The sequence below is a fragment of the Pseudoalteromonas sp. TB25 genome, from assembly GCF_000497995.1.
GTDB lineage: Bacteria > Pseudomonadota > Gammaproteobacteria > Enterobacterales > Alteromonadaceae > Pseudoalteromonas > Pseudoalteromonas distincta.
Genome location: NZ_AUTI01000451.1, coordinates 1 through 11,598, shown reverse-complemented (window position 1 = coordinate 11,598; position 11,598 = coordinate 1). Strand labels below are relative to the sequence as shown.

Sequence of the window (11,598 nt, the reverse complement as noted above, 5' to 3'; positions counted from 1 at the left end):
TCCTGCTAAAGATGCTGCGGTAGCCGGCGTTTGTAAGCCATCTAACCAAATTTTTACTTGTTCAAGTTCTTGTTCACTGCCAATTGAAATTCGTAGCCAGTCGTCTTCACCGTATAGTGTAAAAGCGCGCATAACCAAACCTTGCTCAAGTGCAATTTTAAAGTAGTTTTTATCGGCTAATTTTAAAGTAACAAAGTTACCTTCACCAGTGAGAATTTTTAATGCAGCAGGGGAGGCGTTTAGCCAATCTACCAACTTAGCTTTTAAGCTATTTAAAATAGTGACTTGGCGGCGCATTGATGTAATTGCATCGGGTGCAATTGCTTGCGCTGCAATACTTGCTACAACGCCTGATACCGGATACGGCGCAATGACTTTACGAATTGGCGCTAGTGTTGCTGCTTGTGCAAGGGTAAAGCCCGTTCTGAGCCCTGCTAGCGCAAAGGCTTTAGAAAGCGTGCGCAGAACCACTACATTACTAAACTCATTAATAAGTTTTGTGGCGCTTTGCTCTGGGCAAAACTCTATATAGGCTTCGTCAACAATAACCAGTGCTTTACCCATAAGTGCTGTTGCAATCGCTTTTACTTTATCAAGTGGTGTTAGGCTGCCAGTTGGATTATTTGGGTTACAAATAAATACCAGTTTTGAGCTGCCAACAGCTGCAACTATTTCATCAACACTGCCTCTTAATAATAATTCTTGGGTAAGCGCGTTAATACTAACGTTGTGTGTATCGGCGGTAACTTTGTACATACCGTAAGTTGGTAAAAATAGCGCAATACTATCTTTAGCTGGCTCACAGTATGTGCGCACTAAAAGCTCAATGCCTTCATCTGCGCCGCGCGTCATTAATACATTTTCGCTTTCAAGATCTGTATAAGCTGCGTACCTGTCAATAACCAGTTGCGGTTGTGGGTCGGGGTAGCGATTTAAATCCTCAATACTCAGTTCAAGATTTTTAGCATACGGGCTTTCGTTAGCATTTAGCCACGTAGTACCGGTTAGCTTTTCACTTTTTGCAGAGCTGTATGCAGCAAGGGCTGCAATATTCTTAGGTAATAAGCTAGACGCTTGTGCGCTCTCATTGCTCATTTTTAATTGCCTCTAAACGAATTGAAACCGCATTAGCGTGGGCATCAAGGCCTTCTGCATCTGCAAGTGGTAAAATTGCTTTTGAAAGCTGCGTTAAACCACTTTTAGTAATTGTTTGCACTGTGTATGTACGGAAAAAATCAAGCAAGTTTAAACTCGAGTAAGTTGCACTGTAACCATATGTTGGTAACACGTGGTTAGTACCCGATGCGTAATCGCCTGCAGATTCTGGTGTGTAGTCACCTACAAATACTGAGCCTGCATTTTTAACTTTATCTAGGTAAGGTGTTGCATCGCCTAGTTGTAAAATTAAATGCTCTGGGCCGTATTGCGCCGATACATCAAATGCTTGCTCAACAGAATCAACCAAAATAAGTGAAGAATTAGCGAGCGCTTGCTCGGCTGTTTCTTTGCGGCTCAAATTAGCTAACTGGCGTGTAAGTGCCTGCTGAGTTTGTTCTATAATACTTTCGCTGTTACATAATAAAATAACTTGCGAGTCTGCGCCGTGCTCTGCTTGTGAGAGTAAATCGGCGGCTATAAATTCTGGGTTTGCACGTTCATCTGCAATAACTAATACTTCAGACGGACCTGCTGGCATATCAATTGCCATACCTGGGATAGTTTGCGCAACGAGCTGTTTAGCCATTGTTACGAAGCTATTACCTGGGCCAAAAATTTTGTTTACTTTAGGAACCGATTCGGTGCCATAAGCCATTGCTGCAATTGCGCCTGCGCCACCACTTTCTATCAAAGTAGTAATGCCACATAACTTAGCTGCATATAAAATAGCAGGGTTAATTGCTTTATCACCTTGTACCGGCGTAGCTAGTACAACGGTTTTAGCGCCGCTTAACTGTGCTAATACACCTTGCATAATAACCGACGATGGCAGTGGAGCACTGCCACCGGGTACATAAATACCGACTGCTTCGATGGCTTGATATTTCAGTTCACATACAACGCCTGGTTGGGTTGATAATTTAATATCTTTTGGCAACTGCGCTTCGTGAAAACGTTTAACATTTGCATAAGCGGTGTCAATTGCGTATTTAAGCTCTGCACTTAGTGCTTGCTCAGATGCGTTAATTTCATCTAGCGGTACGCGCAAACGTGGGTTAGCTCTATTATCAAACTCTTTGGCCATGCTAAGTAAGGCCTCATCGCCTTGCTCTTTTACATTAGCTAAAATAGTTTTGCATATTGCTTCAACCTTTGCGCTTACAGAAACTGCAGGGCGCATTAGCGCCGCTGCTTGTACTTGTGAAGATTCCTCATTCCAACGAAGCATGGTACTTACTCCATCATTTTTTCAATTGGCATAACTAAAATAGAGTTAGCGCCTAGGGCTTTTAACTGCTCCATTGTTTCCCAAAATAATGTTTCGCTGCTTACCATGTGCAGTGCTACGTATTCTTCATTACCCGCAAGGGCAAGTAGAGTCGGTTGACCAGAACCAGGTAAAATTTCACAAATTTCATCAAGTTTGTTTTTTGGTGCGTGTAGCATGATGTATTTGCTTTCTTTAGCTTGTCTAACACCACGTAGGCGCGGCATAAGCTTATTGATTAGTGCTAGTTTGTCAGCGTCTTGCAGATCTTTATTTTGAATTAAACATGCGTTTGATTCTAAAATTGTATCACCTTGAATTAAGCCGTTAGCTTCAAGTGTTGCGCCAGTAGATACTAAATCACAAATTGCATCAGATAAACCTGCACGTGGTGCTACTTCAACAGAGCCAGTAAGCATTACTGTACTTGCGTTGATGCCTTCGCGCTTTAACCACTGAGTTAAAATTTCTGGGTAGGTAGTTGCAATACGTTTGCCTTCAAACCAGCTCTTATCGCGAGCGCCTAGCTCTTGTGGCCAAGCAAGTGCAAGACGACAGTAACCAAAATCTAGTTTTGAAAGTTTGTTTACTTCGCTTGGAACACCTTGGCGTTCACGTTCTGCTTGAACTTCTACTAGTACGTTTTCGCCAACAATACCTAAATCACATACACCGTCCATTACTAAACCAGGAATATCGTCATCACGCACACGTAGTACGTCAATTGGCATATTAGTTGAGTGTGCAATTAAGCGTTGTTCACGAAGGTTAAGTTTAACACCTAACTGTTTTAACAGATCTTGACAATCTTTAGATAGGCGGCCGCCTTTTTGGATGGCGATACGTAGACGATTTGTGTTACTCATTATTCATTTTCCTTTAATTTAAAAACTAAAAACCCCGAGGGGAACCTCAGGGCGAAAATGAATCAATGTTTTTTGAATCGCCAGAGGTTCCTTTTAGGAATAACCTCTCAGCGAAAGACCTGACAGGTTATTCCGGTGAATGGTGGTGATGATGTACTGTTGTCAGGTTTAAGCGCATTTTTTATCCTATTTAACTGCTCGTTGTTATAGTAACGTTCAGTTGTTATCTGTTTAAATAAATTTCGCATTCATAAAAACATAAACAGCCATATTATGGCAAGTTTTTTTTAGCTTAATTAAAGCATATCTTATAACTGTCGATAATATTAAGAAGGGAAGTGCATTTTTTGCATATATTTGTTTGTTTATTAGCCAAACCAAGCGTTTAGATAATTTAACAGTAAACTAAGGAAGTGTGTATGGATATCATGATTCCTTATTTAGGAAGAATAACCAGACTAGAAGTTGAGTCAAAAAGTGCTTTTCATATTGCGGGTGTGCAAAGTGGATCGGCCGCTGAAAAAGTTGAGCTAGAGAATAAAAAAAGGCGTGAGTTACAAAAAAAGAAAAAGCTCAATATGCTTGACGACCAAAATAGTAAAAAAAAGTCTAACGTAGATGATGACGAAAACCCCCATTTAGATACGTGGGCTTGATAATACCAACTTTACTAAATACATAAGCAATTAACTCAAAAGGCCCTTGCGGGCCTTTTTACTATGTATTTTGCTTATGCCAATTAGCTTAAACTCTTAAGCAGATAGGCATTACTATTGGTTTTTGCTTTTAAATATATAAAAGCTAAATATAGCGAACACACATACCTGAGCCACAATACCTTGCCATGTCGACTTAATACCAAGCCATGCTATATCAAAGCTCATTGGTAGCGACGCAATACCTATTATATCGGCCTCTTGTAATGCAATAACGGCTTTGCCCATAAGCACAAACGAGAGTGCAAATAATAAATAAGTGGTAATTGCAAAAAACTTAGCAACCGGTAATTTAATTGAGTACTTAATTAATACCCACGTAATAATAGCTAGTATTGCTATAGCTATCGCAAAACCCGATGCAATAGATGAATATTGAGCAGGCGAGCTTTGCGTTAATAAAGACTGATAAAACAATACGGTTTCGAATACTTCTCGGTACACGGCAATAAAAGAAAGCCCCGCTAATCCCCAAAGTGTTCCCGACTCAAGACGCTTATCTATATTGTCTTTTATATATTTTTGCCATTGTTGCGCACTTGTTTTACTGTGCATCCATACGCCAACATACAGTAAGATTACAGCGGCAAACAATGCACCAGCACCTTCCATAACTTCGCGACTTGCACCACTTATTTCTATTAATGTTTGCGCAGCAGCCCATGTTAAGCCACCGGCAATAAGTGCGGTTACCCAGCCAACATGTACGTATTTAAGCGCATCTTGACGTTTCGTTCTAATAAGCACAGTCATAAGGGCAATAATAACTAAGAGTGCCTCTAAGCCTTCTCGCAGTAATATTATTAAACTCGCTGAAAGTAGAGCGCCATCAGTTAGCTTGGTTTCGTTTAGCATGCTATCTGCTTTAGCGAGTTGTGTTAGTGCGGCATTTACTTTTTCGGCAACGACGGCTGTATCTTTTTCGTTTTTGAATGTTTGGCGTAGGTTCATCAGTTGTACTTCGATGTTTTTACGCAGTGTTTCGTCGTAGGCATTTAAGTTGTTTTCAACAAGCTCAAAGCCATCTAAGTATGCGCTAATTGCTAAATCACTTGCTTGTGAGTAATTGCCTTTAGCATGCGCAGCTTGCGCTGCAAGTAACTGCGTGCGAGTAACTGTTATCGGATTTTTGTTAGCGCTAAATAATTGCTCTGGATTACCACGAAGCCATTTAACGTAATGTGCTTGTGCCTCACTTTGACCTGCCGATAATTGTGCAGGGTTTAGGTTTACAATCTGCGAAGCGGTAATGTTTTGTTCTACATTTTGTGGTTTTTGAACATCTTTAAATGCCAAGCTACCTACATAAAAAGCTAAAGACCATCGTTGTTGTTCATTAAATTGGGTAAAAGCAACCATAGGTGTGTCGTCAATGCCGTTACTTACAGCGTCAAACAACCCCATTAATGAGCGGTTTGTTGCGCGCTCTTCGTCGGTAAAGTTGGTAGGCTCTGGCGATAAATTTTTTGCAAGCGGACCGTCGCCTTGACCACTAGGGCCGTGACACATTGAGCAGTTAGTAGCAAAAAGCGCTTTAGTTTGCTCAACCGGAAGCAGCGATGTAGGTAACGATAGTTGTGGCATAAATGTAAGCAGCGACTCACGAAGCGCTGAGCTTGCTGCACGTACATCGGCAACACTCGCTTTATTGGCAATCGCTGTATGCAGTGTTTTAGCTTGTGCCTTTACTGTATCAAACTCATTGGTTTGGCTTGATAGCTGTCCAGCTTGCTCAATAATAACGTGCGAAAATTCAGTCATTTCTTGATATTCGTCTGGGTCTAGTATTTCACCATTTCCAACAGCTGCCACGTAATCTACACCTACATACTCTGCAAGCTGTGCAATTTGTTTTATTTTTGTTTGCTCATTAGGTGAGGCCGACACATTAAAGCTTGCCATAGCCATTATAAAAAGCACAATAAAACAATGAAGTTGTCGTTTGCCCAGAGATACCAAATTTAAAAACACGTGAGAATTATTTTTGGACATTGAAAAGCCCTACAGAGGAAAAGCCAAAATTATAATTGTTTTCATTTGCATTTCAAGCGGATTAATTTAAACAAAGAAGATAAATAAAAAGGATAACAATTTATAGAACTTTAAAGTGTTTTTGTAACACGTGAGTAACAGTAACCAAGTGATTTATATAATAACTTGGTTACTGAGTTGATTGCTCACAAAGCATTTATTACTTTGCTTGCTCAGCTGATTTAATACTGCTTTGAATAAGCGGTGAAATAGTTAAGCCTTGTACAATAATAGAAAATATAACCACAACGTAGGTAACAATCACGATTAGGTTATGTAAGTCAGAGCCACCTACAAAAACTTGCTCGCGTGGAATTGCTGCCGCCATTGCCAGTGCAAGACCACCGCGTAGCCCACCCCAGGTTAAAATTTTAACACTGTGTTTATCGTAACTTCTAAAGCGTTTAAAGATGACAAAGGGTGCGCCTACGCTAATAAAGCGTGCTAGTAATACTGCAGGTACCATTAGTAAGCCTAAGCCAATTTCACCAAGCGTGATTGGCATCGTCACTATTAGCATACCTATTATTAAAAACAGTAGGGCATTTAAAAAGCTATCGGTTGCATGCCAAAAATCTTTTACGTAACGAGTGTCTTCAGGCCCCGTGCGCTCAGTTGCTTTAGTACGAGTAATGTTACCCATTAATATGCCGCTCGTAACCATGGCAAGTGCGCCTGATATTTCCCAAATATTTGCAGCAGCAAAACCTGCGGTAGGAATAGTTAAGGTTATCAATAAGCGAATGTTTACATCGCGGCTGTTAATAATTAAAAAGTGGCCAACCAAAGCGATAACCAAACCAAACGCAATGCCGCCTAGGGCGTCTACAAAAAAGAGTTCTGCTATATCGCCAAATTGTGCATCGGTGCCATAAAAAGCAACCGAAAAAATGGTCGTAAATATTACTAAACCAATACCGTCGTTAAATAGCGACTCACCTTCTACTTGAACTGAGATTCCTTCTGGCGCTCGCATTTGTTTAATAATAGCAAGTACAGCAATAGGGTCGGTTGGGCTAATAAGCGCGCCAAATAATAAACAGTATATAAACGGTACATCAAAGCCAAATAAGGCAAATAGATAAAAACTTAAATAACCGACTATAAAAGTGGAAGCAATAGTAGAAAATAGCACTAGTGCGGTTATTTCCCAGCGCTGTTTACGAAGCGCCATAAGGTTAATTTCCAATGCGCCAGCATAAAGTAAAAATCCGAGCATACCTTTGAGTAATAACTCGTTAAAGTTAATACTGGAAACAATTTGGGTCATGGCTAACGCATTTTGATCGCCTAATAATTTAACGGCAATAATCAATAATAAAGAAATAACAACTGAGCCTGTAGTAATGGCAATTGTAGTTTGCATTTTGAGGATATATTGGTTTGCAAAAGCAATAAAAATTGCAATGGCAGAGAGAAAACAAATGAGATACCAAGCATTCATTGGCTAACCTTACTATTTTTTAACGACAAACGAAAAAGGGGAGTATAAACGCGGCATATGTTACTCCTGTAATATTTCAGAGTCACAGTTTTTATGCCTAAATATAGCTTTTAATACGGATTATTTTTAGTAAGAGTTAATAGAAAATTAGGCTTTGTAAATATTGTCATTATTAAATTAAATGTACGTTATAAATACACAGTGTATTGTAATATCGAATGATTAATCTCACTATTAAAGTGCGTATTAATTCGTAAAGTAAAAGTGGGTTTTGTAATTACTTGCCCTTAATGCTTTGCTTACGTAAAATCCCGCTATTATTTATTTTAAAGTGATTGGTATTATCAAACAGCTGTTTAGTGCAACCGGGCCTTTAGCGTTATCTTTAGATGGGTATACGCCTCGCCAACCACAAATTGATATGGCAGTAGCTNGATGCATTAAAAAACAGTTCGCAATTAGTTGTTGAAGCAGGTACGGGTACGGGTAAAACATTTGCATATTTAGCCCCTGCACTTAAGTCAAAAGGGCGCACAATAATATCAACAGGTTCTAAAGCTTTACAAGAGCAGCTTTATCACCGAGATTTACCGCAACTAGTTAAAGCTTTAAGTGCTTCAAAAAAAACCGCCTTATTAAAAGGGCGCGCCAATTACCTATGCACCTACCGACTTAATCAACATGTTGCACATGTACCTACTGACGACTCTGACGTAATGCATCAACTAGCTATGGTAGCTAAGTTTGCAAGCGAAACACAATCGGGCGATTTGGCTGATTGTATAGGTATAGAAGATGATGCCAAAGTACTGCCTTATGTAAATTCAACAGCCGATAATTGTTTAGGTAAAGAGTGTCCAGATTTTCAAAGCTGTTATATACGCAAAGCACGTTTAACTGCGGCCGATGCCGATGTGGTTGTAATTAATCACCATTTGTTTTTTGCTGATATGGCTGTAAAAGAAAGTGGCTTTGCTGAACTTATGCCAAAAGCAGATGCTTACATATTTGATGAAGCCCATCAGTTAAGCGAAATTGCCAGCGATTACTTTGGTGAAAGTGTTAGCACTAAAAAGTTGGTAGATTTAATTAATGATTTACGTGCTATTTATAGAGCTGAAATTCCCGATATGCTGCAACTTGGTAAAAGCTTAAACAAGCTTGAGACAAGCGTTGCTGATTTACGTTTACAATTTGGTGTTGATGGCAGCCGTGGCGATTGGCGAGAAAAACTAAGCGATAAACAAATTTGCGCGGCGCTCCATCGTGTGATCAGTGATTTAGATTTTGTTTATCAAGTACTCAAGCTTTGCCTAGATAGAAGCGACAAAATTGAGCATCCATTTGAACGTGCACTTGCGTTTAAAGGGCAGTTAGAGCGGGTTTTTGATACAGCCCAAACCGGCTTTAGTTATTGGTATGAAACAACGCGCCGTTATTTAACAATTAATATAACGCCATTGAATGTATCAGCTAAGTTTGCTCAAATGATGCAAGACACGGGCGCAGGATTTGTATTCACTTCTGCAACACTTTCGGTTGATAACAAACTAGAGCATTTTAATGCAAGCCTAGGTTTAAAGCCAAAACAAAGCATGATGGTAGATAGCCCATTTGACTACCCTAATCAGGCGCTGCTGTGTTTACCTCGCTACTTACCCGAATCGCACGCTGATAATATGCCACATGCAATTGTAAAACTAACGCTTGAGCTTATAAAATCAGCACAAGGGCGTTGTTTTGTGTTATTTACTAGCTATCGAATGATGCACTTAGTGGCCGAAGGGCTAACTACACAAATAGACTACCCAGTTTATATGCAAGGGCAAATGTCTAAGCGTATAATTTTAGAGAAATTTACTCGCCATGGTAATGCGATATTACTCGGCACGGCTTCTTTTTGGGAAGGTGTCGATGTACGCGGCAGTACATTAAGTTGTGTTATTATAGACAAATTGCCATTTGCAGCCCCTGACGATCCATTGCTACAAGCTAAAATGCAAGATTGCCAAATGCAGGGAAAAGACCCTTTTTCACACATACAATTACCGCAGGCTGTAATTGCGCTAAAGCAAGGTGTAGGGCGTTTAATTCGAGATAGTAAAGACAAAGGCGTACTTGTAATATGTGATAATCGCTTAGTTACACGCCAATATGGCCAAGTATTTTTAAAAAGCTTACCACCGATGCGCCGCACGCGAAGCTTAGAAGATGCCAATACATTTTTAAAACAAATTAATTAGAGTACTAAAATGATCAAAAGTAATATCCTTGCCCTTGATGCTTCAACTGAAGCACTTTCAATTGTTTTACATTACCAGGGCCAAACGTTTCATCATTTTGAAGAGTGTCCGCAGCAGCACAGCCAAAAAATACTTCCACTTGTGGATGAACTTTTAACTAAAGCAAACTGTAAATTAAAAGATTTAGACGTAATTGGTTTTGGCCAGGGGCCAGGTAGTTTCACCGGTGTACGTATTAGTGTTGCTATAGCGCAAGGCTTAGCGTATTCAACTAATTTGCCGCTTGTTGGTGTGTCTACACTGGCTACTATGGCTCAACAAACGTTTGAACAAAAAGGCAGCCTGAGTGTTTATCCAAGTATAGATGCGCGTATGGGGGAGATATACTTTGCACATTACCAAGCGCAAAATAATCTAATGCTTTTAGTTAACCAAGAATGCGTTATAAAACCTGATTTACTAAATAATGACTATATAGCGACCACTGAGCCATCTGTAGCTGTGGGCACGGGCTTTAAAACCTATCCTGATGCGCTAAATGACTTTGAAAACGTGACAATTAATACTGATATTACATTGCCTGATGCGCGTTATATGTTAGCGCATGTTGAAGCCGCGTTTTTAGCGGGTGACGTTGTAAAAGCGAGTGACGCTCAACCTAAATATGTGCGAGATACGGTAACGTGGAAAAAGCTACCAGGGCGTGACTAATCATATTATTTGCAAATTGGTTGTTTTTAAATCATAATTTTATACAATATTAAGGTTGGAGACGCGTAATGACGCTGCCTATTGGTTCAGGTTTTTTTACCGGGGATATTCCGGGTAGGGTTAGCCCTACTAAAGTTGTTACTAATAAACCACAGAGTTTATTAGACCAGCCGGCTGCTCAAAAAACGAATACCGATTATGTAAAAAGCAGTGTCGAGGGCGTCGAACTAGCTAATCAACTGTTTAAAAGCAGTGCTAAAAGCAATGAATACAGCCAAACAATTTACGACCAACCGACAGCTCAAGTAAGTAAAGCGATTTCTACTTATACTGAATTTGCTAATTTAGAACGCAGAGCCGAAGTACAAAATTTAATAGGTGTTGATATATACGCTTAAAGCTTAATTGAGCGTTTTAGATAAATACAGCGATAAAATTCAATAAAAAGCCCGAACATGTGTTCGGGCTTTTTGTGTTCAAAACGAGGTGAAATTTACTGCTCAATAAAGCCAATCAGCTTATCTGCAATATCAGTATTATTTTGTGAGCCGATAAATTGCTCACTGCCTTTGCCATAGGCAAATACTTGAACGTCTACAGCGGTATGTCCGCCAGTTGTCCAGCCAGTAAAGCTTGCATCACTAATAATACTTTTAACAGCTAAATTAAGCGCTTTTTCTCCCATTTTTTTAGCTTGCTCAAGTTTGATTTGGTTTTCAGTTGTAAATTCAATATTGGTGTTAGCAGTCCATACTGGTTTTAAGTCTTTAGACTCCATAAGTTTGTCTGTTAACTTACTAGCCGTTGCCTTAACACCTTTAATTACGTCTGTTTCCCATTTAAATTGGCCGTGCGAACCAATAGTTAAGCCGCCCGTTGAGTGATCGGCTGTAACTACAAGTATAGTGTCTTTATTTTTATCAACGTACGCTTTTGCTTTTTCGATTGATTTAGCAAAGTCGTCCATTTCAGCCATCGCACACGCTATATCGTTAGAGTGACCACACCAATCAATTTGGCTGCCCTCAATCATCACAAAAAAGCCTTCTTCATTCTGGTTATCTAGTAAACCAAGCGCTTTAGATGTTAACTGAGTAAGGCGAGTTGGGTTCATATCAAGGGCAAATGGCAAGCCTTTGCTTGCATACAAACCTATGGCAGG

The 11,598-nt window shown here is 39.8% G+C and carries 9 protein-coding genes and 1 pseudogene; 4 read left to right on the top strand and 6 right to left on the bottom strand.

The annotated features are described in order from the left end of the window. The 3 genes from hisC to hisG form a co-directional block, all read right to left on the bottom strand. Nucleotides 1-1,095 (bottom strand): histidinol-phosphate transaminase (hisC, locus tag L652_RS0122245; protein WP_024603657.1); only part of this gene is annotated, 1,095 nt, incomplete at its 3' end. Continuing rightward, the gene (hisD, locus tag L652_RS0122240; protein ID WP_024597350.1) at nucleotides 1,085-2,386 is read right to left on the bottom strand and encodes a histidinol dehydrogenase; all 1,302 of its coding nucleotides are present in this window, start codon (nucleotides 2,384-2,386) and stop codon (nucleotides 1,085-1,087) included. The genes hisC and hisD, both read right to left, overlap by 11 nt. 5 nt (nucleotides 2,387-2,391) lie before the next feature. Then, nucleotides 2,392-3,291, bottom strand: a complete 900-nt coding sequence (gene hisG, locus L652_RS0122235; protein ID WP_002960257.1) for an ATP phosphoribosyltransferase — start codon at nucleotides 3,289-3,291, stop codon at nucleotides 2,392-2,394. Between the two features lie 419 nt (nucleotides 3,292-3,710). Here hisG and L652_RS0122230 point away from each other — a divergent pair, with 419 nt between their 5' ends. After that, complete coding sequence (locus tag L652_RS0122230) at nucleotides 3,711-3,947, top strand: hypothetical protein (protein ID WP_002960256.1); 237 nt, start codon at nucleotides 3,711-3,713, stop codon at nucleotides 3,945-3,947. Nucleotides 3,948-4,061: 114 nt separating this feature from the next. On the opposite strand, the gene L652_RS0122225 is transcribed toward L652_RS0122230, so the two are convergent. Both L652_RS0122225 and L652_RS0122220 read right to left on the bottom strand, forming a co-directional pair. Further along, on the bottom strand, nucleotides 4,062-5,915 hold the full coding sequence (locus L652_RS0122225) for a cytochrome c/FTR1 family iron permease (RefSeq protein ID WP_024597349.1): 1,854 nt from the start codon (nucleotides 5,913-5,915) through the stop codon (nucleotides 4,062-4,064). 283 nt (nucleotides 5,916-6,198) lie between these two features. Further along, nucleotides 6,199-7,482 carry a sodium:proton antiporter gene (locus L652_RS0122220; RefSeq protein ID WP_024597348.1) on the bottom strand — a complete coding sequence of 428 codons (1,284 nt, stop codon included), beginning with the start codon at nucleotides 7,480-7,482 and terminating at the stop codon, nucleotides 6,199-6,201. A 331-nt stretch (nucleotides 7,483-7,813) separates the two neighbouring features. Here L652_RS0122220 and L652_RS01000000124295 point away from each other — a divergent pair. The 3 genes and pseudogenes from L652_RS01000000124295 to L652_RS0122205 all read left to right on the top strand — a co-directional run bounded on the left by L652_RS01000000124295 (nucleotide 7,814) and on the right by L652_RS0122205 (nucleotide 10,834). Continuing rightward, nucleotides 7,814-9,725: pseudogene (locus tag L652_RS01000000124295) on the top strand (ATP-dependent DNA helicase). Nucleotides 9,726-9,734: 9 nt separating this feature from the next. Beyond that, nucleotides 9,735-10,436 (top strand): tRNA (adenosine(37)-N6)-threonylcarbamoyltransferase complex dimerization subunit type 1 TsaB, encoded by a 702-nt coding sequence (gene tsaB / locus L652_RS0122210; RefSeq protein ID WP_024595264.1) that lies wholly within the window; start codon nucleotides 9,735-9,737, stop codon nucleotides 10,434-10,436. A gap of 68 nt (nucleotides 10,437-10,504) precedes the next feature. Then, complete coding sequence (locus tag L652_RS0122205) at nucleotides 10,505-10,834, top strand: hypothetical protein (protein WP_007580633.1); 330 nt, start codon at nucleotides 10,505-10,507, stop codon at nucleotides 10,832-10,834. Between the two features lie 95 nt (nucleotides 10,835-10,929). Here the strand turns inward: L652_RS0122205 and L652_RS0122200 are convergent. Further along, nucleotides 10,930-11,598, bottom strand: a 669-nt coding sequence (locus L652_RS0122200) for an alkaline phosphatase (protein ID WP_024595265.1), incomplete at its 5' end; no start/stop codon positions are given.

Coding starts and splice junctions, on each gene's coding strand:
- L652_RS0122220 (WP_024597348.1), bottom strand. CDS start 7,482: ATGAATGCTTGGTATCTCATTTGTTTTCTCTCTGCCATTGCAATTTTT.
- hisG (WP_002960257.1), bottom strand. CDS start 3,291: ATGAGTAACACAAATCGTCTACGTATCGCCATCCAAAAAGGCGGCCGC.
- L652_RS0122205 (WP_007580633.1), top strand. CDS start 10,505: ATGACGCTGCCTATTGGTTCAGGTTTTTTTACCGGGGATATTCCGGGT.
- L652_RS0122230 (WP_002960256.1), top strand. CDS start 3,711: ATGGATATCATGATTCCTTATTTAGGAAGAATAACCAGACTAGAAGTT.
- L652_RS0122225 (WP_024597349.1), bottom strand. CDS start 5,915: ATGGCTATGGCAAGCTTTAATGTGTCGGCCTCACCTAATGAGCAAACA.
- hisD (WP_024597350.1), bottom strand. CDS start 2,386: ATGCTTCGTTGGAATGAGGAATCTTCACAAGTACAAGCAGCGGCGCTA.
- tsaB (WP_024595264.1), top strand. CDS start 9,735: ATGATCAAAAGTAATATCCTTGCCCTTGATGCTTCAACTGAAGCACTT.